Below are 25,498 nucleotides of genomic sequence, written 5' to 3'. Positions count from 1 at the left end.
CCAATAGACGCCGGCGCGGCATGCGCCTGCGTACAAGGTCCAAGGTACGAGAGCGGTCCGGCAGGGTCTAGAACCAGAAAAGGGAAATCGCTTGCACCAGTCACGCAGCCGTGGCGGGCGCAAGCAGCGCGGACACTTGCCGCGGATCGATGGCGTCGCGCAAACCGATGAACACCAGGCCCGCCGCGCCCAGGCCCTCCGGTGGCGCCGCCTGCGTGTCGTAGCGCACGCGGCGGCCCGCCCATTGCACCAGCACCAGACCGTGCCGGTCGGTGCGGACCCACCCCTTCGCCCTCAGCAGATGCCGGGGCATTTGCCGGAGTTGCCCCGTCAGCCGGTCCGCGTCCAGCATGCCGGGCGCCTCCCAAAGCCAGCTTTGGAACGGGTGGTCGGGCTCCGGATCCGACATCGCCACAGCATGCGACGCGTGGCCGCAACCCGCATGCGCGCAACGGTGGGCGGACGCGCCCGGCATGGCCTCGCCAGACAGGCAGCGCAGATCGACGCGCCCTTCCCGGGCCTCGACCATGGCCGCGCCTTGCGTCACGTCCCGCAGCCACGCGCTGACCTGCGCCAGCGCTTCCGGCGTCGCAAGGTCGGTCTTGTTCAACACCAGCAGATCGGCCGCCCGCAGTTGCCGTGCCACCGTATCGCTCAGCAAGGGGTCCGCAGCCAGCGCCTGCACGTTCGCCGCGTCCACCAGCACCACCACGCCTTCCAACTGCAGCAGCGGGTCGCACATGCCGACCTGCGCGATGCGGCCGGGATCCGACACGCCGCTGGCTTCGATCACGATCCATTCCGGCGGCGGATCCAGCGCCAGCACGCGCGCCAGCGCATCGTCCAAGCCGCCCGCCATCGAACAGCAGACGCAGCCGTTGGCCAGCCGGATCACCTCGTCCGCGCGCTGCGCGATCAGGCCGGCATCGATGTCGATGGGCCCGAAGTCGTTGACAAGCACCGCCGCCCGGCGGCGGCTGGCGCTCAGCACATGGTTCAGCAAGGTCGTCTTGCCCGCGCCCAGAAAGCCGCCTACGACCGTCAGCGGGATGCGCGCCGCGCTGGTGCCGGCCATTTCAGGCGCCTTCCAGGGCCAGCGGCCGTCCACCGACGACGGTGCCCAGCACGGCGACGTCTTTCAACCGGTCGGCGGGCACCGTCGCAGGATCGTCTTTCAGCACGCAGAAGTCGGCGTATTTGCCCACTTCAATCGAACCCACCAGATGGTCCATGTGCAAGGTATAGGCCGCGCCCAGCGTGACGGCGTGCAGCGCCGCGTCCACGCTGATCCGCTCGGACTCGCCCAGGACGCGGCCCGACGCGGTTTGGCGATTGACCGCGCACCAAGCCGTGAACAAGGGCCCAAGCGGCGTGATCGGGGCGTCGGAATGGATTGAAAACGGCACGCCCGCCCGCGCCGCCGACGCGCAGGCGTCCATGCGGTTGGCGCGGTCCGGCCCCATCGTCAGCGCATAGTGGGCGTCGCCCCAGTAATAGATGTGGTTGGCGAACAGGTTGGCGCACATGCCCAGGCTGGCCATCCGCCGGAACTGCGCCGCGTCGGCCATCTGGCAATGCTGCAGCGTGTGCCGGTGGTCGCGGCGCGGCGTGCGGCGCAAGGCCAGGTCCACGGCCTCGATCGCGCGCTGCGTGGCTTCGTCGCCGTTGGTATGGATGTGCAGTTGCACGCCGGCGTCGTGATAGGCCTGGACGGTCGCGTCCAGTTCGGCCGGCGCGATGACCCAGATGCCGTTGGGCGCGCCGTTGTAATAGCCCGGCCAGCGCACCCGGGCGGTGAAGCCCTGGATCGATCCGTCGACCACCAGCTTGACCATGCCCAGATGCAATTTGTCGTGATTCAACTTCTTGGCCGCCGCCAGCTTTTCCAGGCAGCGCGCGGGATCGCCTGCGTAGGTCAGCGCCGACGCGGCGGGCACGATGCGCACGGGGTAGTCGGGTTCGGCCGTAATGCGCGCCAGGGTCGCGATGCCCTCGTCGCCCAGTTCATTGACCAGGTCCGTCGCAGTGGTCACGCCCGCCCATTGCGCCACCTTGCCGAACATGCGCAATCCGTCTTCGGACAGCCCAACGGTGCGGAACGGGCTGCCGATCAGGCGCATGACCGGGAACATGGCGGCGAATTCGCAAAGCTCGCCGCTGGGCCGGCCGTCTTCCATTCGCGTCACGCCTTCGATATCGGTATCGCGGTCGATGCCGGCGCGCGCGAGCATCGGCGTGTTCACGTTCATCAAGTGCATGCTGGCATGCATGACGACGATGGGGCGCTCGGGCGATACGCGGTCCAGGTCCTGGACGCGCATGCGCTGGCCGTCGAAGAAGATCGGATCAAAGCCCCAGCCGATCAGGGTTTCGCCCGCCGGCAGACTGCGCTCAGCCTCGCGCAACCGGCCGGCGACGTCCTCAAAGCTTTTCAGCCCGCTCCACAAGCGGCCATCCGGCCCGCGGCGGTCGTAGAAGCCCACGTACACGAATTTCCACATGCCCCCTTCGGGCAGATGGCAGTGCCCTTCCACCAGACCGGGCATCAGCACCTTGTCCGCGTACCGGTCGTCCACGTCGGCCGGGCCCCAGCCGGCCAGGTCTTCCCTGCTGCCCACGCCGAGGATGCGGCCGTCGCGCACCGCCACGTGGGTGGCGCGGGGCTGGGCCGGATTCATGGTCAGGATGCTGCGGGCGGCGTAGATCGTCGTCTTGCCTTCAGGCCGGGTCATCGATGGTTCCTCATGACGGTTGGGATCAGCCCACAAGCGGCGCCACCAGGGCGCCGTCACGGACCTCTACGAAATGGCAGGCCACGCGATGGCCGGGCACGACTTCGCGCAATTCGGGTTCGCGCGTGGAACAGGCGGGCTGCGCGGCCGGACAGCGTCCGGCGAAGCGGCATCCCGGCGGCGGGTTCACCGGGCTGGGCGGGTCACCCAACAGCCGCACGCGGCGGGCGGCCGATTCGCGTCCGCCCTTGACCGTCGGCACCGCCGACATCAGCGCCACGCTGTACGGATGCAAGGGGCGTGTGAAAAAGGCGCGGCGCGACGCCTGTTCAATGATCTTGCCCAGGTACATCACGGCGATGTCGTCGCAGATGTGCTCGACCACGGCCATGTCGTGCGAAATGAACAGGAACGATTGCCCCTGTTCGCGCTGGATCTTTCGAAGCAGGTTCAGGATCTGCGCACGGATGGCGATGTCCAGCGCCGATACCGGTTCGTCGCACACGATCAGGTCGGGTGCGCTGGCCAGCGCCCGCGCCACGTTCAAGCGCTGCCGCTGGCCGCCGGAAAACTGGTGCGGAAACAGCTGGCGCTGTTCGGGCCGCAGGCCGACCAGTTCAAACATTTTCGCCACGCGCGCCTCGCGCCCGCCGGGCGGATCGATGCGCATCAGGTCCAGCGGCGCCCGCACGATGTCTTCGGCGCGCTGGCGCGGATTCAGCGACGAGTACGGATCCTGGAACACCAGTTGCAGCCGACGCCGCATTTGCCGCAACGACGATCCGCCCAAGGCGGTCAGGTCCGTGCCGTCGAAATGGATGGAGCCCGACGTCGGGTCCGCCAGCCGCAGCACCGACAGCGCCGTGGTGGTCTTGCCGGAGCCGGATTCGCCGACGATCGCCAGCGTGCGCCCACGGGCCAGATCGAACGACACGCCGTCGACCGCCTTGACCACCACCGGTTTGCCGTCGCGGCCCTTGCCGCCCACGGGGAAATGCACGGCCAGATCCCGGACCGACAGCAATGCGGGCGTGTGCGGCTGCGCCATCATGCGGCCTCCTGATAGAGCCAACAGGCCACGTCCTGGCCTTCGGCCACGTGCGCCAACGGCGGAAATTCGCTGCGGCACCGCGCAAGCGACTGACTGCAGCGGTCCAGAAAGGGGCATCCCGCGCCACGGTCCCACACCGACGGCACCACACCGGGGATCTCGGGCAAGTCGGGGCGGATATCGTCGGGCTCGCGGTCCAGTTCGGGCAGGCAGGCGATCAGCCCCTGCGTGTAGGGATGGCGGGGATGCGACAGGATCTGCCGCACGCCGCCCTGCTCCACCACCCTTCCGCCATACATCACGACGACGCGATCGGCCATTTCGGACACCGCGCCCATGTCGTGCGTGATGAGCAGCACCGCCGTGCCGCGCCGCGCCTGCTGCTCGCGCAGCAGGTCGAATATCTGCGCCTGCACGGTGACGTCCAGCGCGGTCGTCGGCTCGTCGGCGATCAGCACGTCCGGGTCGCACGCCAGCGCGATGGCGATCATCACCCGTTGGCGCATGCCGCCGGACATCTGATGCGGATAGTCGTCCACGCGTCGCTCGGGCACCGGGATGCCCACCGACTTCAACATGTCGATGGCGCGCGCCCGGGCTTGCGACTTGCCAAGCCCCTGGTGCAGCCGCAGAGGCTCCGCGATCTGGTCCCCGACCGTATACACGGGGTTCAAGGCGGTCATGGGTTCCTGGAAGATCATCGAGATCTTGTTGCCGCGCACCCGCCGCATGGCCTCGTCGTCGTGCAGCGCCAGATCCACGCCCGACAGGCGGACGCGGCCGGCGCCGATCCGGCCCAGCGCCGGGATCAGCCGCATGACGGCAAGCGCCGTCATGCTCTTGCCGCAACCGGACTCGCCAACCAGGCACAGAGTCTCGCCGGCGCGCAGTTCGAAACTGACTTCGCTCAGTACTTCGGCCACGCGGCCGCGGGAGCGGAACTCCAGGCTGAGCGACTCGACTTCCAGGACGGGGACTTGCAGGCGGTCGTTCATGACCGGCCCCGCGACGTCGGATTCAACGCGTCGTTCAGCCCGTCGCCGATCAGGCTGACGGCCAGCACGGTCAGGAAGATGGCCGCGCCGGGCAGCGTCACGGCCCACCATGCCGTCAGGATGTACGGGCGGTTGCTGCCGATCATCAGGCCCCAGCTCATGATGTTGGGATCGCCCAGCCCGAGGAACGACAGGCCGGCCTCGAACAGGATCGCCGTGCCGATGGCCAACGTGGCCGACACGATCAGCGGCGCCAGCGCATTGGGCAGGATCACCCGCCAGATGATGCGCGCGTCGCCCGCGCCGATCACGCGTTCGGCCAGCACGTACTCGCGCCGTTTCAAACGCAGGAATTCGCCCCGCGCCAGCCGCGCGGTGCCGGTCCAGCTGACCACGCCGATCGCCACCGCGATGGTCGCGAGCGACGGCGTGAACAGCGTCACCAGCACCATCGCGAAGAGCAAGGTGGGCAGCACCTGGAAGAATTCGGTGATGCGCATCAGGGTCTCGTCGACCCAGCCGCCGTAGTAGCCGGCCAACGCGCCAACCGTCAGGCCGATAGCCATGGACAGCACCGCCGCCACCACGCCTACCCGCAGGGTCGCGCGGCCGCCATAGACCATGCCGGTCAGCACGTCGCGGCCCAGATAGTCGGTTCCCAGCAGCATGTCGCCGCCGGGCGGCTCCATGGGCGCGCTGACGATTTCAAACGGGTCCGCCTGCATCAGCATCGGGCCGAAGATCGTCACCGCCAGAATGGCGGTCAACAGCAGCACGCCGAAGACCGCCGACGGATTGCGGGCGAACACCCGCAAGGCCTCGTACGACTGCCGCGCCGGGGCGCGCGAGGCCGTGGCCGCCACGGCGGCAAGGGGAATCGCGGAAGGCGCTTGGCTCATGATGTCTTGATCCTGGGATCGATCAGGCGGTAGGCCAGATCGGTTAGCTGGTTCATCACCACGACCAGCAACGAGGCGAACAGGAGGATGCCCAGCAGTGTCGGGTAGTCGCGCCGCAGCACTGAGTCGAACGCCAGCCGCCCCAGCCCGGGCCAATTGAAGACCGTCTCGACCAGGATGGCGCCGGCCAGCACGTTGCCGAATTGCAGGCCCAGCATCGTCACCACCGGCAGCACGCCGTTGCGCAAGGCGTGCTTGTACAGGACCGTCCGTTCGGGCAGCCCTTTGGCGCGCGCCGTGCGGATGTAATCGGCCGACAACGCTTCCATGACGCTGGCGCGCGCCAGGCGGCTGTACTGCGCCAGGTAGACGAACGCCAACGTGAACGCCGGCAGCACCAGGTGGTGCAGCACGTCCAGCACGCCCGGCCAGCCGTCCTGCGGGCCGCCCGCCGACCGCATGTCGGACACCGGAAAGATCGGCAACGCGGAGGCGAACAGGATGATCAGGATGATGCCCGTCCAGAACACCGGTGCCGAATAGCCCACCACCGACAGCAGCGTGATGCCCTGCGACAGCGGCCCGTTCGGCTTCCTGGCGGCCAGCGTGCCCAGCAGCGTGCCCGTGACGAAGGCGCTGAACACCGACGTCACCACCAGCAGCAGCGTGGCGGGCACGCGCTCCCAGATCAGTTGCGCGACCGGCACGTTGAAGAAATACGAATAGCCCAGGTCCCCGCGCAGCACTTGCGACAGGTACAGGCCCAGCTGCACCAGGAAGGGCTTGTCCAGCCCGTACTGCGTGCGCAGCTGCGCACGCAGTTCTTCGCTGATGCCGCCCATGGAGCCGGCGATGGTCTCGACGGGATCGCCCGGCGAGATGTGGATCAGCAGGAAATTCAGCGTCACCACGGCCAACAGCAGCAACCCCGCGTAGGCAAGACGGCGCAAGAGAAAACGCAGCATGGCGGCTCCGCCTTATTGCAGGTAGACGTCGTCCAGCGGCGACAGCATGCCCCAGATCCCAGCGGGCATGCCATGCACCTTCTTCGACGTCAGAGTGTGGTACGGGATGACCGTCAGGAAATCGATCGGCACGTCCTCGGTCACCAGGCGCTGGAACTCGGCGTACTGCGCGCGGCGCTTTTCCGTGTCGGTCTCCATGCCCGCCTGCGCCAGCAACGCGTCGACCTTCGGGTTGGAATAGGACTGCGTGTTGGTCCAGATGATGTCGCGGATGTTGCTGGACAAATAGGTGCGGTGCACGCCGATCACCGGGTCGCCCCAGTTGAAGACGATGTCCGTCGTCATGTCGAAATCATGGCTGGCGATGCGCTTGGCCCAGGTCGGGAAATCGGGCGAAGCGCGGACCTGCACCGCGATGCCCACTTTCTTCAGCTGGCTGCGCAGATATTCCGCCACGTTCTTGCCCTGCACGTCCGAGCCGGGCATGTAATCGACGGTCAGCGTCATGCGTTCGCCCTTGGCGTCCTTCTTGAAGCCCGCCTCGTCCAGCAACTGCTCGGATTTCTTCAGGTCCAGCGGGTACTTCTTCACGTCGGGCGTCGCGAAGGGGCTGGTGCCGACGATGGGGCCGTCGGCCGGCTTCGCGAAGCCGGCGTTCAACGCCTTCGTGATGAAGCCCTTGTCGGTCGCGTACGCGATCGCCTGGCGCACGCGCACATCGTTCAACGGTTTGCGCGCCGTGTTGAAGGCCAGCCAGCTCAGCGCGCCGATGCCCTCGTAGCCGCGGTTGGTCATGGCGATGGCGGGGTTGTCCTTGGCGCGGCGCAGGATGGTCGGCTCGGTCATGAAGGGCAGCGCCCCGATGTCCCCGCGCTCAAGCCCGATCAGCAGGTTGGTGGCGTCCGGATTGATCTTCACCACGATCCGGTCAAGATACGGCTTGCCCGGCAGGAAGAACTTGTCGAAGCGTTCCAGCACGATCTCCTGCCCGGGCTTGAATTCCTTGAACTTGAACGGGCCGGACCCGACCACATCGGCCGAATTCCGCGGATGGCTCTTGATGTCCTGCCCGTCGTCGTAGATGTGCTTGGGCAACACCGGCATCAGGGCCGGAGACAAGGCGAGAAGAATCGCCGGGTGCGGCTGGCTCATCCGCAGAATGGCCGTGTAGGGGTCGGGGGTTTCGACCGACTGCACGGGCGCGAACATGGTCTGGAACGGGTGGTTGTTCTTGACCGTCATGACGGAAAAGGCGACGTCCGCGGACGTGACGGGCTTGCCGTCATGGAACAAGGCGTCCTTGCGCAAATGCAGCGTCAGGGATTTGCCGTCAGGGGCCAGCTCCCACGACTCGGCCAGATAGGGTTGCGGCTTCCAGTCGGCGTCGTAGCGCAGCGGACTGGCGAAGAGCTGGGCGCTGGGCAACGCGGTCGCGGTGCCCGATTGCACCGCGCCGTTCAGGTGCCGCGGCACCTGCGTCGATCCCACCACCAGCGTGCCGCCGGGTTTGGGCGCGTCCGCGGCCACGGCCCCGCCCGCCATCGCCATCACCGCCAGAATCGTTGCAATGCCTTGTCGTGCGCTGCGCATGATTTTTCCCTTGATGTGTTTGCTACCCGAGCCATTCATGGGATGGCTTTCGCACTAGCGTAGCCATCCCATGGACCAGGCCTTAGTACCAAACAGCCGGAGTCTTTGGTGCCAGCGCCGGAGCGGGAAAAATCAAGGCAGGCTGACCGGGTCCGCGGCCGACGCGCGCGCAAGCAGCACGGCGACCGCGCAGCTGTTGACCCGCGCGTCCATGGAATCCGACCGGCTGGTCAGCAGCACCGGCACGCGGGTGCCCAGCACCAGCCCCGCCGTGCCCGCCCCCGCCAGCCAGGTCAGTTCCTTGTAGAGCATGTTGCCCGCTTCGATGTCCGGCACCAGCAGGATGTCCGCATCGCCGGCCACGCGCGACACAATGCCCTTCTGCGCCGCCGCGTCGCGCGAGATCGCGTTGTCGAACGCCAGCGGCCCGTCGATGTCACCGCCGCGGATCTGCTGGCGGTCGGCCATCTTCGACAGCGCGGCGGCGTCCAGCGTGGCCGGCATCGCCGGATTGACGGATTCGGTGGCGCACAGCACGGCGAGCTTCGGACGCGGCACGCCCAGCGCCCGCGCCAGATCAATGGCGTTCTGGGCGATGTCCGCCTTTTCCTGCAGGGTAGGCGCGATGTTGACGGCCGCGTCCGTCAGGATGAACAGCTTGGGATACGCAGCCACCGCCATGACGAAAGCGTGGCTGATGCGGCGTCCGGTGCGCAGCCCGGATTCGCGCGCCACCACGGCCGACATGAAGTGGTCCGTGTGCAGGCTGCCTTTCATCAACATGCTGGCTGCACCATCGCGCGCCAAGGCGGCGGCGGTGCGCGCAGCCAGCTTCTCGTCGTCCGGGGTGTCCACGATCTCCAGCCCGCCGGGGCTCACGCCCAGCTCGGCCAGCAAGGCCGCGATGCGGCGCGCCGGCCCCACCAGCACGGGCTCGATGTAGCCGGCGTCCCGGGCCTGGATCGCCGCGCCCAGGCTCGACGGACACAGCGGGTAGGCCACCGCAGTGCGCTGCCGCCCGGCCGAAAGCGCTGCATCGCGCAGGGGTTCGAACAACCGGTCGATTGCCATGGATACGTGCTCCTGCCGCGGATGTCCGCAAGGTCAAATGGGAGGCGTGCGGCGCGGCGCCTGCCGCGCCGCACGCTTCGGTCAACCCTTGACGGGTTCGATCGACAGCGGCACTTCGCCCGAATGGAACGGCTGGTTCACGTACTGCTTGTACTTGTCCAGCAGGCGCAGCGGCTGCTTGAGCGCGTCGCGCCGGAAGGGGTCGCCCAATTCCTGGCTGACCATCATCTCCAGCACCGTCGTCTTGCCTTCCGACTGCGCCTTGCACGCCGCCTGCAACGCGGCGCCCACCTGATCGGCGTGCTCGACCCGGATGCCCTCGGCGCCCATCGCGCGCGCCAGCTCGGAAAAGTTCGGGTTGATCAGGTTGCTGCCCACGAAGCGGCGTCCGTAGAAGTCCACCTGGTTCTTCTTTTCCGCCCCCCACTGCCCGTTGTGGAAGACCACGGCGGTCACCGGGATCTTTTCGCGCACGCAAGTCAGCAATTCCTGGAAGCTCATGCACCAGGCGCCGTCGCCCACATAGGCCACGGCGGGCCGGTCGGGGCGCCCCAGCTTGGCGCCGATCAGCGCCGGCAGCGCGTAACCGCAGTTGCCGAAGCTCATCGCGGCCAGCATGGAGTTCGGCTCGTCGAAACGCAGGTAACTGTTGGATACCGAGCAGATGTTGCCGATGTCGGTGGACACCATCACGTGCTTGGGCATCGCGCGTTCCAGCTCGCGCAGCATGCGGCGCGGATGCATGCGGCCGCCGCCCTGTTCGATGATGTCCAGGCTCCAGTCGTCGCGTTCATGCGACCAGCCGTCCAGTTCCTTCTCCCATTCGGCTTTCTGCGAGGCGATCTGGTCGCCGCGCGCCGCCTTGGTGCGGATGCAGGCCACCTCGCGGTCCGTCAGCTTGGCGGTCAGCGCGGCCGCGGCGGGGCGCGCATCGCCGCAGATGCCCACCGACACGGGGCGCACCAGGCCCAGCATGCGGTGGTCGGCATCCACCTGGATGATGCGCGCGCCTTGCGGCCAATAGTCCAGGCCGTGCTGCGGCAAGGTGCCGAAGGGCCCCAGCCGCGTGCCCAGCGCCAGCACCACGTCGGCCTGCGACAGCAGTTTCATGCCGGCCTTGGCGCCTTGGTAGCCCAGCGGCCCGCACCACAGCGGATGGCTGGCGGGGAACGCGTCGTTGTGCAGATAGCTGGTGACGACCGGCGCGCCCAGCAATTCGGCCAGGGCCACGCATTCGGCCTGGCCTTCCGAGAACAGCACGCCGCCGCCGGCCACGATGACCGGGAACTTGGCCTCGGCCAACAGGCGGGCCGCCGCTTCCAGGTCCTCTTCCGAACCCGGCCCCCGGCGGATGCGGCGCGCCTCGGGGATGGCCACGTCAATTTCGCCATAGAAGTAGTCGCGTGGGATGTTCAGCTGCGTGGGGCCGCGCTCTGCCATCGCGTTGTCGAAGGCCTTGGCCGTGAATTCCGCCATGCGGTCAGGACGGTTCACGTGCGCCTGGTACTTGGTGATGCGGGAAAAAATGGGCAGTTGTTCGGTTTCCTGGAAGCCGCCCAGCCCCATGCCGGCGGTGCCGGTCTCGGGCGTGATCGCCACCACCGGGCTGTGCGCCCAATACGCCGCGGCCACGCCGGTCACGAAGTTGGTGATGCCGGGGCCGTTCTGCGCGATGCAGACGCCGTGGCGACCCGTCACGCGGGAATAGCCGTCCGCCATGTGCGCGGCGCCCTGCTCGTGCACCGTGGGCACGAAGCGAATGCCCGCGGCGGGAAACAGGTCCAGCGCGTCCATGAAGGCCGAACCCACAATGCCGAATACGTCTTTGACGCCCTGCGCGACCAGCGTTTCGACAAACGCTTCGCTGGGGGTCATGTGTTGCTTGCTGCTCATGGTCTCTCTCCTGGCAGGCCGGCGCTTGTGTGGTTGCATCGTGGCCGGGGTGAATCGATACTGCCGGAGAAAACCCGCGCGTCCCACCCCATGGCGTTTCATTTTCTGCAAAATCCGTGCGACGATAGGCCGTTGGCCGCCGAATCTTCAAATATTGAAAGATGAAAGACGAATCCTCCGCCGCTTTGCGCGCGCTGACCTTGCTGGAACAGGTCGCCCGCTCTGAAACCCCCGTGTCCTTGGCCACCCTGACCGACGCCACCGGCCTGCCCAAGCCGTCCGTGCTGCGCATCCTGACGCGACTGGTCGACGCCGGCATGCTGCTGCGCGAACCCGCCGGCAAAAGCTATGTCAGCGGCCCGCGCCTGAGCGCGCTGGCCCGCGAGACGCTGCTGAATTCCCCGTTGCGCGGCGAACGCCACCGCATCCTGGACAGCCTGGTCGACGAAATCGGCGAAACCTGCAACTGCACCATGCTGGACGGCGACGAAGTCATCTATCTGGATCGCGTGGAAACCGCCTGGCCGCTGCGGGTGAACCTGCAGACCGGTTCGCGGGTGCCGCTGCACTGTTCGGCCAGCGGCAAGCTGTTCCTGGCCCACATGCGGCGCGAACCGCGCGCGCGCCTGCTGGCCGCCGCCCCGCTGCCGCGCTATACGCCCAATACCTTGTGCGACGTGGCCTCGCTAGAGCAGGAATTGCGCGCCATCAAGAAGGAAGGCGCCAGCTTCGACCGCGAAGAGTTCCTGCTGGGCATCGTCTGCATGGCCGTGCCCATCCTGCACGGGTCCCGCGTCATCGCGGCCGTGGCCCTGCACGCGCCGGTCGCCCGGTTGTCGATCGACGGCGCGCGGGCCTGGCTGCCGCGCATGCAGGAAGCGGCCGGCGCGCTGGCCGGCACCTATGCGCCCCAGCCATAACGGCAAAGGACTGCCCAGGGCTTACACTGTCGGTCGACTCCGCTTTTCGCGCTTTTTTGCGATCCCCCTATTGTGACCGACACGCCTTTCACCTCCCTGCCCCTCTTGCCCGCCCTGCTCGACAACCTGCAAAGCCTGGGGTTCGAGCAAATGACGCCCATCCAGGCGCAAAGCCTGCCGCTTATCCTGGAAGGCCGCGACATCATCGCGCAGGCCAAGACCGGCAGCGGCAAGACCGCGGCGTTCGGCCTGGGCGTGCTGCAGAAGCTGGACACGAACCGGTTGACGCCCCAGGCGCTGCTGGTCTGTCCCACCCGCGAACTGGCCGACCAGGTGGCGCAGGAACTGCGCCGGCTGGCGCGCCTGATCCCCAACGTCAAGATCCTGACCCTGTGCGGCGGCGCGGCCGCCCGCCCCCAGGCCGAATCGCTGGCGCGCGGCGCCCACCTTGTCGTCGGCACGCCCGGCCGCATCCAGGACCACCTGACGCGCGGCAGCCTGGACCTGTCCGGCCTGACCACGCTGGTGCTGGACGAAGCCGACCGCATGGTCGACATGGGCTTCTACGACGACATCGTCGCCATCGCCTCGCACTGCCCGGCCAAGCGCCAGACGCTGCTGTTTTCGGCCACCTACCCGGACAACATCCGCAAGCTCAGCGCCCGCTTCCTGCGCAACCCCGCCGAGGTCAAGGTGGAAGCGCAGCACGACGCCAGCCGCATCGAACAGATCTTCTACGAAATCGACGGCAAAGACCGCCTGGACGCCGTGGCGCGCCTGCTGGCGCATTTCCGCCCCGTCTCCACGCTGGCCTTCTGCAATACCAAGGTCCGCAGCCATGACCTGGTCGAACGGCTGCAGGCCGACGGCATCAGCGCCCAAGCCTTGAACGGCGACCTGGAACAGCGCGAGCGCGACGAGATCCTGATCCAGTTCGCCAACCAGAGCTGCGCCGTGCTGGTCGCCACCGACGTCGCCGCCCGCGGACTCGACATCCAGAACCTGGGCGCCGTCATCAACGTGGACGTGACCAAGGACACCGAAGTCCACGTCCACCGCATCGGCCGCAGCGGCCGGGGCGACCAGAAGGGCCTGGCGCTCAGCCTGTGCTCGCCTGACGAAATGCGCTGGGCCAACCTGGTCGAGCAATACCAGGGCTCGCCGCTGAAATGGGGCGACATCAAGTCCCTGAAACCCAAGGCCGACCGCCCCCTGCGCGCGCCGATGGTCACGTTGTGCATCCAGGGCGGCAAGAAAGACAAGCTGCGCCCGGGCGACTTGCTGGGCGCCCTGACCGGCGACGGCGGGCTGACTTTCGAACAGGTCGGCAAGATCAACATCACCGAGTTCAATTCCTACGTAGCGCTGGACCGCCAGATCGCCAAGCAGGTGTTCTCGCGCGTGTCCAACAGCAACATCAAGGGCCGCCGGTTCCGCATGCGGTTCCTCGAAGAATTTTGATTGCTGCCGGGACAGGTTTTTTTTACGGTGAAGCGGCCGAAAGACCGCGATGAAAGCTTGATGATTTTGCTCGGGTTTTGCCATAATGGCCCCGCCCGGCCCGGCGTTTCCGCTTCAATCGCGGCGCGCCGGACGCGGAACCAAAGGTCAACGGCATGCTCCAACGAGCCGCTGCCCCCTTAACCATCACAAGAGAAACTCACCATGATCAAGTCCGACGATACCGGCAAGCTGATCCTGCGCCTGACCCTCGGCATTCTGATTCTGCTCCATGGCCTGTCCAAATTGATGGGCGGCGGCGTCACCGGCATCAGCGGCATGCTGTCGTCGCACGGGCTGCCGGGCTTTCTGGCCTATGGCGTCTATATCGGCGAGATCGTCGCTCCGGTGCTGCTCATCATCGGCGTCTACACGCGCCTGGGCGGCCTGGTGATCGCCATCAACATGGTGGTTGCGATCCTGCTGGCCCACACCGGCCAGTTGGGCACCATCACCAACAGCGGCGGCTGGGCCCTGGAACTGCAAGGCATGTTCCTGTTCTCCGCCCTGGCCATCGCCTTCATGGGCGCCGGCCGTTTCAGCTTGGCCGGCAACGGCGGCCGCTGGAACTGATAGGCAGGATCGCATCGCGCCGGTTGACGGCGCGGCGCACGAAAAACGGGGTCGCTCAGGCGGCCCCGTTTGTTTTCTCGGCAGAGATTGATACGAACGACATGAGACGTCACGCAGGCGCAAACATCCGTCACCCGAAAGCTGTTTCGGAACGATTACAGGCGCGAACTCGCGCCTGAGGGTATGGCCTAATCCTTATCAGCGCATCAGGGAGTCAATCACACCCCTGGCGCTGGTTGGGAGTGATTGAAATGAAGAAGCGTCTGCTGCTGATGCTGGCCATAGCCAGTTCGTTGACCGGTTGCGTCGTAGTGCCGGCCCGCCCGGCCTACTACCGCCCGGCGCCCGTCTATTACACGCCGCACTACTATTACCCGGCGTACCCCGCCCCGCATTACTACTACCGCGGATATTGACCCTCGCACCCGAGGCGATCAGGAACAGCCATGACACCCTCCGTCCGGATTTCCCGTTTGCGGCCCCTGGCCACCGCGGCCCTGCTGGCGGCATGCGCCAGCGCCGCCGCGCAGACCTACGCCCCGCCCCCTGCGCCGCCTGCGCCCGCGGCCCCGGCCTATGACAACGGCGACCCCGCCAACGCCAACCTGGCGCAGGTGGACCGCAGCCCGGAGCCGCCGCCGCCCCTGCCCGTCTATGTGCAACCGCCTGCGCCGGCGGACGGCTACATGTGGGTGCCCGGCTACTGGAGCCGCAACCGCTACGGCTTTTTCTGGGTGCCCGGCGCATGGGTGATGGCGCCCTACAACGGCGCGCTCTGGACGCCGGGGTACTGGGGCTTCGTGAACGGCCTGTATGTCTGGAACGGCGGCTACTGGGGCCCCCATGTGGGCTTCTATGGCGGGATCAATTACGGCTTCGGCTACGTCGGAATCGGGTACGTCGGGGGCTACTGGAACCGCGACCGCTTCTACTACAACCGGTCCGTGACGAACGTGAACGTCACGCGCGTCACCAATGTCTACAACCACACCGTCATCGTCAACAACGTGGACAACCGGCGCGTCAGCTATAACGGAGGCCCCGACGGCATCCGCCGCAACGCCGATCCCCGTGAAATTGCCGCCCGCAACGACCGTCACGCGCCGCCCACCGACATGCAGCGCGGCTTCGTGCGCGACGCGGGCAACAACCGCGCGCAGTTCTACGACCACAACAAGGGCCGCCCGCCCCAGGCGTTCGTCGACCATCCCGGCAACAACGGCCGGCCCCCCGGCATGCAGCGCCCCGGCGGCGACGGGCGGCCGGGGAACGCGCCCGGCAACGGACGGGACCCAGGGCGAGACAACCGTCCGGAGCCCGGAGCCGGTGCGCCAGGCGGCGCGCCCGCCGCGAACCTGACCGGCGGCCCCAACCCGGGGCAGCATGCCGGCCAGAACGGCAATCCGAACGGGCGGCCTGGATCGGGCGCCCGGCCCGGCGACGCCCCCCCGCCGCGCGGCCCGCAACCGAACCCGGGGCAAACCGTCACAAGCACGGCGCGTCCGCAATCGCCGGCGCCGCAGCAGGCGCGGGACCAGCAGCAGGCGAGTCAGCAACAGGGGCGTCAGCAGCAGGCCCGCGATTCGCAACAACAAGCGCGGGAACAGCAGCATCAACAACGCCAGCAAACGCAGCAACAAGCCCAGCAGCAGGCGCGCCAGCAAGCCTCGGCCCGGCCAGAAGGCCACCCGCCGCAGCAAGGCGGAGGCGGCGGCCGGGACCGGGATGCGCAACGCGGCGAAGGACGCGGCGGGCCTAACCGCGACTGAACTGGACCCTGGCTGGCGGCGGGACTACAGTAGGCACTTTGCCGCGCTCCCGCCGCGCGGCGACTGGATATCGGAGCTTCCCATGAATCGCCTAGTCTCCCGTTTGATGCTCTGCGGCCTGCTGGCCGCCACGTCGGCCCAGGCCGCCTTGAACGTGGGCGCGCCCGCGCCCGACTTCAGCACCCAGGCGTCGCTGGGCGGCAACGTCTTCACGTTCAAGCTGACCGAGGCGCTGAAGCAAGGCCCGGTCGTGCTGTATTTCTTCCCGGCGGCGTTCTCCAAGGGCTGCACGATCGAAGCGCACAACTTCGCCGAAGCCACGGATGAATACAAGACGTTGGGCGCCACGGTCATTGGGGTGTCGACGGACGATATCGACACGCTGAACAAATTCTCGGTCAGCGAGTGCCGCAGCAAATTCGCGGTGGCGGCCGATGGCGACGGCAAGATCATGAAGGCCTATGACGCCGTGCATGACAAGCGTCCCGAATACGCGCAACGGGTGTCCTACGTGATCTCGCCGCAGGGCAAGATCCTGTATGAATTCACGGACATGAACCCCGATTCGCACGTGGCCAACACCATGCGCGCGTTGCGCGACTGGAAGGCCAAGCAATAGCGGGCAAGCTCGGCCCGGGCCGACGCCCGGGCTGGGAACCCCAACAGCCTAGTTGAAGGGCCAGACTGGCGGATGCGTGCCCGGCGGGCTGGACGGACGCGTCCAGCGGGCCGGCGTGTCGGAAAACCGCGCGGCATGGCGCACGGCCAACAGTTCGCCGAAGCCCGACGGTTCGGTTTCCAGCAAACCGTCGAACCCTGGCATCTGACAGGCAAGCCCGCCATCCACCCGGCCCAGGCTGCGCAGCCAATGCGCGGTCTGCGCCAGCGACACGCGCACATGCCAGCTGCCGCCTTCGGTGGCCTGCCGCGCCAGCGCGGCTTGCGCGCCAAACGCCATCAGGTATCCCGACGCATGATCCAGGATCTGCACGGGCAGCGGCTTCGGCGCTTCCTGGCCGGCGGCCTGCGCCTCGGCGTGGTTGAAGCCGGTGGCGGTCTGCACCAGGGAATCGAAGCCCCGCCGATTCGCCCAGGGGCCGACGTTGCCGTAGGCCGACAGCGACACGTAGACGATGCCCGGCCGGATACGCGCCGCGTCCTGCGGACCGAAGCCCAGCGCGGCCAAGCCACCCGGCCGGTATCCCTGAACGAGCACGTGCGCGCTGCGCAGCAGGTTGCCCAGCGCAATGCGGCCGTCCGCCGTGTCCAGGTCCGCCAGCACGGACAACTTGCCGCGGCTGGTGTCGATGATGTTGTCGATATTGGGCAACTGCGGCGAATTCACAAGCATCACGTCGGCGCCGTAAGCCGCCAGCGCCCGGCCACAGACCGGCCCTGCGATGATGCGGGTCAGGTCCAGCACGCGGATGTCCGCAAGCGGCCGCGCATCATGGCCGTACTTGGGCAAGGGCCGTGGATCGGCTTCGCCGATGCGTTCGATCGTCATCAAGGGTTGCGAGGCGATCGCCTGGCCCGGTGCATGCCGGTCCCATTCGTCGAAGCTGCGCATGGCGGCCACCACCATGCCGGCGTCGGCGGCGACCTGTTCGAAGTCCAGCGCCTTCCAACGGCTCAAAGCGCGCTCCACGGTTTCACGCGTGGTGCCCTCGCCGGTGGGACAGCCCAGCAACGCGAGCGCGCCGTCGCGATGGTGCGCGAAATTGGCATGGATACGCACCCAGCCCCCATCCCCGCAGCGATACAGGCCGCTGATCGGATCCCATGGGTTGGGCGTCACGCCGTTGATCTTGAAATGGCTGCGGCACTCCTGGGCGGCATGCAGCATGTCGACGCTGACCTGCTGGCGTGCGCCGCCCCGCAAGTGCCAGAGCTCGGCCGCGGCCAGGGCGGCGGCGGCCATGCTGGCTTGCGCTGCCGTGCCGACGGCGAAGGACGAGGGCAGCACCGGATCCGCGCCGGTCAGCAGCACGTGCTCGAGCGACTCGTCGGGAAGGTCGAGTGAACGCCAGAGCGCTTGAAGGGCGTCGCGGGACGTCTTGCCGGCGGAGGTGCGTCCCCTCAGAAAGGACGGGCGGAGGTCCATCAGATTTCCCATAGCGTTCAACTTTGCTCTCGTCGTTAATACGATTACATGGCGCGGGGGCAAGCGCGTCAATACGTACGCAGTCCCAGCGTGTTTCATGGTTTGACCGCGGCGGGACGGCATAAGCGCGGCGTTGGCCCAGTACCCTGCGCGCGCCGGCACGAATCCCCCGTCACATCTACTCTTAGTTTTTACATCGTCTTCCATGCGCTCGCCTGCAAGCTAGAATCCCACCCTCTATGTGGCCAGGCCCCGCCTGGCCGCCGATCTTGCCCTGGACCGCCCTGGATGAATACGCTGCTCTGGCTGCGCACCGATCTGCGCCTGCACGACAACCCCGCGCTGGCCGCCGCCGCCGAAAACGGCACGGTCACCGCGCTGTTCCTGGCTTCGCCTGGACAGTGGCGCCGGCATGGCGACGCCCCGGCGAAGGTGGATTTCTGGCTCCGCAACCTGCGCGCGCTGTCGGGCGACCTCGGCAAGCTGGGCATTCCCCTCAAACTGTTGACGGTTGCCGACTGGACCGATGCCCCCAGCGCCATCGCCGGGTTCTGCCAGGCGCACGGGATCACGCAAGTCCATGCGAACACCGAATGGGCCATCAACGAGCGCCGCCGCGATGCGGCAGTCGCGGAAGCGTTGGCGGCGAATGGCGTGGATTGGACGCTGCATCACGGCGCCTCGCTGCTGCGCCCCGGCACGGTGCTGACGGGTAAAGGCGAGTGCTACCGCGTCTACACGCCCTATGCGCGCACCTGCCGGGAACGGCTGCGCACGGCGCCGATCCGCCCCGTGCCCGCCCCTCGTGCTCAGGCCGCGCCCGCCTGGACCGCTGATCCCCTGCCCGGTGCATTCGACGGTTTCCCGCCCGCAAGCGATGCCGTGCGCGCCCTGTGGCCCGCCGGAGAAGCGGCGGCCAGCGACCGCCTGGCCGCCTTTGCCGACGGCGTCATCGACGCCTACAAGGACGAGCGCGACTTCCCGTCGCTGCCCGGCACCAGTTGCCTGTCGCCCTATCTGGCGGCCGGCGTGCTGTCGCCCGGCCAGGCGCTGCGCGCGGCCTTGGCCGCCAATCACGGCGAGCTGGACAGCGGCAAGGCCGGCGCCGCCACCTGGATCAACGAACTGCTATGGCGCGAGTTCTACCAGCACCTGCTGGCCGCCTACCCGTCGTTGTCCATGCACCAACCCATGAAACCCGAAACCGCCGCCGTGCCGTGGCGCAACGCGCCTGCGGACCTGTGCGCCTGGCAGCGCGGCCAGACGGGCATCCCTATCGTCGACGCCGCCATGCGCCAGCTGCTGGCGCTGGGTTGGATGCACAACCGGCTGCGCATGGTGACGGCCATGTTCCTGTCGAAGAACCTGCTGATCGATTGGCGGCTGGGCGAAGCCTGGTTCATGGCGCAGTTGGTCGATGGCGATCTGGCCGCCAACAACGGCGGCTGGCAATGGAGCGCGTCCACCGGGGCAGACGCGGTGCCCTACTTCCGCGTCTTCAACCCCTTGTCGCAATCCCGCCGGTTCGATCCGAACGGGGCTTTCCTTCGCGAATGGCTGCCCGAACTGGCGCACCTGGACGATCAGGCCATCCACGACCCCAGCCCGATGGAACGCGCGGCCGCGGGCTATCCGCTGCCGATTGTCGACCTGGCGCAAAGCCGGCTGCGCGCCTTGGAGGCGTTCGGCAATCTGCCTGCCGTTTGAGTCCGGCCATTCGAATTTACGTTTTGCATAACATCCAAATATCTTGATATAAATCAACCCCCCGCACGTCCCCCTCCCCGATGATCCCGGGCTGCACCACGCCCCGCCCATCACAGGACGACAGACGCATGCGCAACAATCAGCCGGTATACGACAAGGAATACACGCTTCACGACGAGCAGTACCTGATTTCCCGCACCGACGCCCGCGGCCGCATCATCTATGCCAATCCCGCGTTCGTGGAAGTCAGCGGCTTCTCGCGCGAGGAACTCGTGGGCGCCGCCCACAACATCGTGCGCCACCCCGATATGCCCGAAGCCGCTTTCGAGGACCTGTGGCGCACCATCCAGCGCGGCGAGTCCTGGACCGGCGTGGTCAAGAACCGCCGCAAGGACGGCGGCTACTACTGGGTGCTGGCCAACGTCACCCCCATCATCGAACGCGGGGAAACCGTCTGTTATGCATCCGTGCGCGTCAAGCCGACAAGCGCGCAGATCGACGCAGCCGCCACACTCTATGCGGGACTGCGAGACGGCACGGCGCGCAGCGTGCGGCTGGTGCGCGGCCAGCCGCAACGGACCGGCGCCGCAGGCCTGCTGGCGCGACTGAAGCTATGGCACCTGACCGGCGTGCGTTCACGCATGCTGGCGTGGGCGATGCTGGCGTCCACCTTGTTCCTGGGCGCTGCCGGCGTCGCGCTATACGGCATGTTCGACCGCCTGCGGCCCGAAGAGCTGGCCATCGCCGCCGCGCTGCTGGCGGCCGGCGTGGTCGTGATCTTCGCCTCGGGCTGGGGGTTCGCGCGCAGCATCTCGGGGCTGCTGGCGACGGCCACCGACTTCACCCGGCAGATCGCCGCGGGCAACCTCAGCACGCCCCTTCCCCCGGCCAGTTTGCGCGACGAGATCGGCGCCCTGAAGTTCTCGCTGGAGGTCATGCGCAAGAGCCTGGTCAGCATCACGCGAGACGTGCATGACGGCATCGAAAGCGCATTGCATTCCGCCTCGGAAATCGCCGACGGCAACGAAGACCTGTCCGCGCATACGCAACACCAGGCCGCGTCACTGGAAGAAGCCGCGGCCAGCATGGAGCAACTGGCCGCCACGGTGAAGCAGAACGCGTCGAACGCGCAGGGCGCGGACCGCATGGCCAGCCAGGCCTCGGACGTGGCGCGGCGCGCAGGCCAGGTCGTAAGCGACGCCGTGGCCGCCATGCACGGGATCGTCGACAGCTCCTCGCGCATCGCTGAAGTGGTCGGCATCATCGACGGCATCGCGTTCCAGACCAACATCCTGGCGCTGAACGCCGCGGTCGAAGCGGCGCGTGCCGGCGAGTCCGGCAAAGGCTTTGCGGTGGTGGCGACCGAAGTGCGCAGCCTGGCGCAGAAAAGCGCCACCGCCGCCCGCGAAATCAAAGCGTTGATCGAGACATCCAATGAGCGCGTCAACGACGGCGTGCGGCATGTGGAACGCGCCGGCGACGCCATGCGGGACATCGTGGATTCCGTGCAGCAGGTCACGCGGATCATGAACGAGATCGCCGCCACGTCGACCGAGCAGCATACCGGCATCGACAACGTCAGCCGCACCATCTCTGAGACGGATACCGCAGCTCAGCGCAACGCGGTGCGCGTCGAGCAAGCGGCGGTGGCCGTGGACAATCTGCGCACCCGCGGCGCGCAACTGCGCCACGCCATCGAAGTATTCCGCGTGGGAGCAGGCCAGACCGTGCTGCCCAAGCGCGCTCCCGCGCCCGTGCCGGTGGGACGGGTTGCGGCAACCGGCGACCGGCCGCTGCTGGAACGCCAGGCCTGATCCCTGCAGGTGCCGCCGTGACAGAAACGGCCGGCTCAGGCGCCGGCCGCGGCCGGCTTGTCCAGCCGCTTGATGAACACCTGCAGTTCCTTTTCCACCTGCTTGTCCCCACGCGCCTGGGCGGCCTCCAGGCCAGAGGTCCACGCCGCCCGGGCGCCGTCCAGGTCGCCCTGCCCCTGGCACGCCTTGCCCAGCCACTTCCATGCGACCGAGTAGGCGGGGTCGAACGCCAGCGCCGCCCGCAAGTGCGGTTCAGCTTCGCGAAAGCAGTCTTGCTCGGCATAGGCCTTGCCCAGCGAAAACCGCAGCAGCATGTTGTCGGTGCCCTTGGCCAGCATGGCCTCCAGGCGTTCAATCATTCCTTCCATCGCGGCTCTCCTGCTGGCGCTTGAATATCGTTGCGACATGATAGGACGGTGGCCCGCCAGCCGCCCGAATGGCCCCTCGCGCACTCGGGGATAGGCCCGTCAATCACAAACGATCCGTTTCCTTGCGTTTCAAGACCGATCCCGCCGGAATCGCTTCGGTGAATACTCTGTCTGACGCTCTGCCTCCTTATTGAAGGAAACCTGTTCATGGCACGGTTGACACCCTGGCTCTTGCGCTTTGCGCCCTTATTGTTGCTGCCGCTGGCCGTTGGCGCGTTCGCGCAGCACGGACCCGATCCGCAGCCGCGTGATGCCGCCGTGGTCAACCGGGTGACCTGGGGCGCCACGCCCACCGAATTGGCGCGTGCCCGCGACATGGGAATCGACCGCTACCTGCACGCGCAATTGCATCCGTCGACGCCGGACACGCTGCCGGCCGAGGTGCAGCAACGGATCGACGCCTTGTCGATTTCGCGGCAATCGGACGAAGACGCGCGCGCGATCCAGGTCAATATGCGGCAACAGGCCAAAGCGCTGCCACAGGCCGATAAACAGAAGGCTAATCGAGAAGCGCGCCAACTGGCGCTTCAACGCGGCCGTGAAGTGAATGAACGCGCCTTGTGGCGCGCGGTGTATGCCGGCAATCAGTTGCAGGACCAGATGACCTGGTTCTGGATGAATCATTTCAACGTCGACTTTCAAAAAGGCGACGTCGGCATTTTTCTTTCCCAATATGAAGACCGCGCGATCCGCCCGCATGCGCTGGGCAAGTTCCGCGACTTGTTGCTGGCCACGATGCGCTCGCCGTCGATGCTGATCTATCTGGACAACTCCCGGAACGTGGCAGGCAAGATCAACGAGAACTATGCGCGCGAACTCATGGAGCTGCATACGCTGGGCGTGGACGGCGGTTACTCTCAGAACGATGTGCAGGAGCTTGCCCGCATCCTCACCGGACTGGGCATCGGCAATAGCCTGGAACCGCCCAAGGTCAGGCCTGCGCTGCGCGGACAGGTCGTGCAGCGGGGCTATTTCCTTTTCCACCCGGCCCGACACGATTACGGCAACAAGGTCTTTCTGGGACACGCCATCGCCGGCACAGGCATGCAGGAAGTGGAACAGGCAGCCGACCTGCTTGCCCGCCAACCCGCCACCGCGACGTTCATCAGCAGTAAGCTGGCCACGTACTTCGTGGGCGACGCGCCCCCCGCGTCGCTGATACACAAAATGAGCCGAACCTTCCGGGACAAGGACGGCGATATCACTGCCACGCTCCAGACACTGTTCGCGTCGCCCGAATTCGCCGCGTCGCTCAAGGCCGGCGTCTTCAAGGACCCGGTGCATTATGTCTACTCGTCGCTGCGGCTGACCTATGACGGCATGCCGCCCATCATCAACAGCAAGGCGGGTGTCGGCCTGCTCAAACGGCTCGGCCAGCCGTTGAACCAACGTGTGACCCCGGACGGCTATCCCTTGTCCCAATCCGACTGGTCCGGATCAGGGCAGATGACGACACGCTTCGAGATCGCCGGTGTTATTGCCGGGGCCCCGCAAGCCTTCTATCGCGAGAGCGCCGGGGAACGTCCGCCGACTCTGCCTCAACCACGGAACCTGCTGCAAGCCGACGACGCGAACGGCCTGTTCTCATCCCTGTCGCCCCGTACCCGCAAGGCGATCGAACAAGCCAAATCGACAGCGCTCGCCAACACCTACCTGCTGGCTTCGCCAGAGTTCATGCGCCGCTAGGAGCCCCCCATGGATCGACGCCGACTTCTCCAATTGATGACCGCCGCTCCGCTAGTGCTGGGCGGCAGCCGCGTCTATGCCGCACCCGCCGCTTCGGGCAACCGCCTGCTGGTGGTCTTCATGCGCGGCGCCTACGACGCCGCCAGCTTGCTGGTTCCCGCCGGCAGCGACTTCTACTACGAATCCCGGCCCACCATCGCCATTGGCCGCCCCGGCGGCGGGCCGGGGTCGGCCTCGCCGCTGACCGACGGCTGGGCATTGCACCCGGCGTTAGCCGAAAGCCTTCTGCCTTTCTATGAAAAGCGCCAATTGGCCTTCGTACCGTTCGCCGGCACCGACGACCTCAGCCGCAGCCATTTCGAAACGCAGAACAGCATCGAGCGCGGGCTGGACACAGGCAATAGCGGCAACTACCGGTCGGGGTTCCTCAATCGTCTGACCACGGTATTGAATGCGAATCGGTCCCAGCCCGCCGCCTTCACCTCCGACGTGCCGCAGATCTTCCGGGGCGACACCCGCGTTCCCAACATCGACCTGCTGGACGCTGGCAGGAAATCCCGCCTGAGCGACGAGAACGCCCGCGTCATTGCTTCGCTCTATGAAGGCACCGACCTGCATGCGGCCGTCACCGAAGGGCAACGCGTCATGGGAGCCGCACGCTCGGAGATCGACGCCGAAATGCAGGCGGCCAACGGCAATGCCGTATCCACCGACAAGCTTGAGCTGGAGATCCGCCGCATCGCCCGCTTCATGACCGACCGCTACAACCTGGGCTTCGTCGACGTCGGCGGCTGGGATACGCATGTGGGGCAAGGCGCTGCCAACGGCGCCCTGGCCAACCGCTTGGGCCAGCTAGGCCGCGCCCTTGCCGCCTACGCCGACGCGATGGGCCCCGCCTGGCGGCAGACTACCGTCGTCGTGATCAGCGAATTCGGCCGCACCTTCCGCGAAAACGGCAACAAGGGCACCGACCACGGGCACGGCACGGTGTATTGGGTGATGGGCGGCAACGTGCAAGGCGGACGCATCGCGGGCCGGCAGGTGGCGGTCAAGCGCGACACCCTGTTCCAGGACCGCGACTATCCCGTGCTGAACGAATACCGGGCCGTGTTCGCCGGTTTGTTTTCGCGGCTGTACGGGCTGGACAAGGCGCGCCTGGCGCAAGTATTCCCGGGCGTGGCTCCGCTGGACTTGAAGCTGGTCTGAGGCCCCCTCGCGCGCGCGTCCAGGCGCTACACTCGACGGCAGGCAGCGCACTGGCGCCCTCGCGTCCAGACGCCTGACACAGGAGCCCGCATGAGCAAGATCTACGATTTCACCGTCCGCGACATCAACGGGCAGGACCAGTCCCTGGACATCCACCGCGGCCGCGTGCTGCTGGTCGTGAACGTCGCCTCGAAGTGCGGCTTCACGCCGCAATACGCGGGCCTGGAAGAGCTTTACCGGTCGCTGCGCGACGACGGACTGACCGTGCTGGGTTTTCCGTGCGACCAGTTCGGCCACCAGGAGCCCGGCGACGAAGCCGAGATCCGCAACTTCTGCTCGACGCAGTACGACATCACGTTCCCGCTGTACGCCAAGATCGACGTCAACGGCGCCAACGCGCACCCGCTGTACCGCTGGCTGAAGGGCGAAAAGCCCGGCGTCTTCGGCACCGAGGGCATCAAGTGGAACTTCACCAAGTTCCTGGTCGGCCGCGACGGCCAGGTCATCAAGCGCTACGCGCCCACCGACACGCCGTCGGGCCTGAAGGACGACATCGTCCAGGCGCTGTCCGCCCCCGTCTGAGGCTCCGGGCCCG

The 25,498-nt window shown here is 67.1% G+C and carries 22 protein-coding genes; 11 read left to right on the top strand and 11 right to left on the bottom strand.

The window, feature by feature from the left end:
• Positions 1 to 100: 100 nt before the first annotated feature.
• From A9973_RS01955 to xsc, 9 genes are all read right to left on the bottom strand, one after another.
• Positions 101 to 1,075 carry a GTP-binding protein gene (locus tag A9973_RS01955; protein ID WP_183012082.1) on the bottom strand — a complete coding sequence of 325 codons (975 nt, stop codon included), beginning with the start codon at positions 1,073 to 1,075 and terminating at the stop codon, positions 101 to 103.
• A 1-nt stretch (position 1,076) separates the two neighbouring features.
• Positions 1,077 to 2,732: an amidohydrolase gene (locus A9973_RS01950; RefSeq protein WP_183012081.1), complete on the bottom strand. Its 1,656-nt coding sequence runs from the start codon at positions 2,730 to 2,732 to the stop codon at positions 1,077 to 1,079.
• Between the two features lie 25 nt (positions 2,733 to 2,757).
• Positions 2,758 to 3,783: an ABC transporter ATP-binding protein gene (locus tag A9973_RS01945; protein WP_183012080.1), complete on the bottom strand. Its 1,026-nt coding sequence runs from the start codon at positions 3,781 to 3,783 to the stop codon at positions 2,758 to 2,760.
• Entirely contained in the window at positions 3,780 to 4,778 is a 999-nt protein-coding gene (locus A9973_RS01940; protein WP_183012079.1) for an ABC transporter ATP-binding protein, read from the bottom strand. The genes A9973_RS01945 and A9973_RS01940 overlap by 4 nt, the downstream gene beginning before the upstream one ends.
• Positions 4,775 to 5,677, bottom strand: coding sequence for an ABC transporter permease (locus A9973_RS01935; RefSeq protein WP_183012078.1), 903 nt, complete (start codon positions 5,675 to 5,677; stop codon positions 4,775 to 4,777). The genes A9973_RS01940 and A9973_RS01935 overlap by 4 nt, the downstream gene beginning before the upstream one ends.
• On the bottom strand, positions 5,674 to 6,642 hold the full coding sequence (locus A9973_RS01930) for an ABC transporter permease (RefSeq protein WP_183012077.1): 969 nt from the start codon (positions 6,640 to 6,642) through the stop codon (positions 5,674 to 5,676). Before A9973_RS01930 ends, A9973_RS01935 begins: the two co-directional genes overlap by 4 nt.
• A 12-nt stretch (positions 6,643 to 6,654) precedes the next feature.
• Complete coding sequence (locus tag A9973_RS01925; protein WP_183012076.1) at positions 6,655 to 8,232, bottom strand: ABC transporter substrate-binding protein; 1,578 nt, start codon at positions 8,230 to 8,232, stop codon at positions 6,655 to 6,657.
• Positions 8,233 to 8,364: 132 nt separating this feature from the next.
• Complete coding sequence (locus A9973_RS01920; RefSeq protein ID WP_183012075.1) at positions 8,365 to 9,303, bottom strand: bifunctional enoyl-CoA hydratase/phosphate acetyltransferase; 939 nt, start codon at positions 9,301 to 9,303, stop codon at positions 8,365 to 8,367.
• Positions 9,304 to 9,384: 81 nt separating this feature from the next.
• Entirely contained in the window at positions 9,385 to 11,196 is a 1,812-nt protein-coding gene (xsc, locus tag A9973_RS01915; protein WP_183012074.1) for a sulfoacetaldehyde acetyltransferase, read from the bottom strand.
• Positions 11,197 to 11,357: 161 nt separating this feature from the next.
• Between xsc and A9973_RS01910 the strand changes: the two genes are divergently transcribed.
• The 6 genes from A9973_RS01910 (at position 11,358) to A9973_RS01885 (ending at position 16,577) form a co-directional block, all read left to right on the top strand.
• A complete protein-coding gene (locus tag A9973_RS01910) occupies positions 11,358 to 12,116 on the top strand; it encodes an IclR family transcriptional regulator (protein WP_183012073.1) in 759 nt (252 codons plus the stop codon).
• Positions 12,117 to 12,188: 72 nt separating this feature from the next.
• On the top strand, positions 12,189 to 13,577 hold the full coding sequence (gene dbpA / locus A9973_RS01905) for an ATP-dependent RNA helicase DbpA (protein ID WP_183012072.1): 1,389 nt from the start codon (positions 12,189 to 12,191) through the stop codon (positions 13,575 to 13,577).
• A gap of 204 nt (positions 13,578 to 13,781) precedes the next feature.
• Positions 13,782 to 14,189, top strand: coding sequence for a DoxX family protein (locus tag A9973_RS01900; RefSeq protein WP_183012071.1), 408 nt, complete (start codon positions 13,782 to 13,784; stop codon positions 14,187 to 14,189).
• Between the two features lie 251 nt (positions 14,190 to 14,440).
• Positions 14,441 to 14,605, top strand: coding sequence for a hypothetical protein (locus tag A9973_RS01895; protein WP_183012070.1), 165 nt, complete (start codon positions 14,441 to 14,443; stop codon positions 14,603 to 14,605).
• 30 nt (positions 14,606 to 14,635) lie between these two features.
• Positions 14,636 to 15,958, top strand: coding sequence for an adenylate cyclase (locus A9973_RS01890; RefSeq protein ID WP_183012069.1), 1,323 nt, complete (start codon positions 14,636 to 14,638; stop codon positions 15,956 to 15,958).
• Between the two features lie 82 nt (positions 15,959 to 16,040).
• Entirely contained in the window at positions 16,041 to 16,577 is a 537-nt protein-coding gene (locus A9973_RS01885; RefSeq protein ID WP_183012068.1) for a peroxiredoxin, read from the top strand.
• Between the two features lie 48 nt (positions 16,578 to 16,625).
• On the opposite strand, the gene A9973_RS01880 is transcribed toward A9973_RS01885, so the two are convergent.
• On the bottom strand, positions 16,626 to 18,074 hold the full coding sequence (locus A9973_RS01880; RefSeq protein WP_183012067.1) for a CoA transferase: 1,449 nt from the start codon (positions 18,072 to 18,074) through the stop codon (positions 16,626 to 16,628).
• A gap of 276 nt (positions 18,075 to 18,350) precedes the next feature.
• Between A9973_RS01880 and phrB the strand changes: the two genes are divergently transcribed.
• Together phrB and A9973_RS01870 are read left to right on the top strand one after the other, a co-directional pair.
• Positions 18,351 to 19,769 (top strand): deoxyribodipyrimidine photo-lyase, encoded by a 1,419-nt coding sequence (gene phrB / locus A9973_RS01875; protein WP_183012066.1) that lies wholly within the window; start codon positions 18,351 to 18,353, stop codon positions 19,767 to 19,769.
• Between the two features lie 128 nt (positions 19,770 to 19,897).
• On the top strand, positions 19,898 to 21,583 hold the full coding sequence (locus A9973_RS01870) for a PAS domain-containing methyl-accepting chemotaxis protein (protein WP_183012065.1): 1,686 nt from the start codon (positions 19,898 to 19,900) through the stop codon (positions 21,581 to 21,583).
• A gap of 35 nt (positions 21,584 to 21,618) precedes the next feature.
• Here the strand turns inward: A9973_RS01870 and A9973_RS01865 are convergent, their stop codons facing one another.
• Positions 21,619 to 21,951, bottom strand: a complete 333-nt coding sequence (locus A9973_RS01865; protein WP_183012064.1) for a tetratricopeptide repeat protein — start codon at positions 21,949 to 21,951, stop codon at positions 21,619 to 21,621.
• A gap of 207 nt (positions 21,952 to 22,158) precedes the next feature.
• Here A9973_RS01865 and A9973_RS01860 point away from each other — a divergent pair, with 207 nt between their 5' ends.
• From A9973_RS01860 to A9973_RS01850, 3 genes are all read left to right on the top strand, one after another.
• Positions 22,159 to 23,697 carry a DUF1800 domain-containing protein gene (locus A9973_RS01860; RefSeq protein WP_183012063.1) on the top strand — a complete coding sequence of 513 codons (1,539 nt, stop codon included), beginning with the start codon at positions 22,159 to 22,161 and terminating at the stop codon, positions 23,695 to 23,697.
• Positions 23,698 to 23,706: 9 nt separating this feature from the next.
• The gene (locus A9973_RS01855) at positions 23,707 to 24,903 is read left to right on the top strand and encodes a DUF1501 domain-containing protein (RefSeq protein WP_183012062.1); all 1,197 of its coding nucleotides are present in this window, start codon (positions 23,707 to 23,709) and stop codon (positions 24,901 to 24,903) included.
• Positions 24,904 to 24,993: 90 nt separating this feature from the next.
• Positions 24,994 to 25,485 (top strand): glutathione peroxidase, encoded by a 492-nt coding sequence (locus tag A9973_RS01850; protein ID WP_183012061.1) that lies wholly within the window; start codon positions 24,994 to 24,996, stop codon positions 25,483 to 25,485.
• Positions 25,486 to 25,498 lie beyond the last annotated feature (13 nt).

It is taken from the genome of Achromobacter sp. UMC46, assembly GCF_014170335.1.
GTDB lineage: Bacteria > Pseudomonadota > Gammaproteobacteria > Burkholderiales > Burkholderiaceae_B > Achromobacter.
Note: the sequence above shows the minus strand (reverse complement) of the source record. Positions and strands in the feature narration are given on the sequence as shown.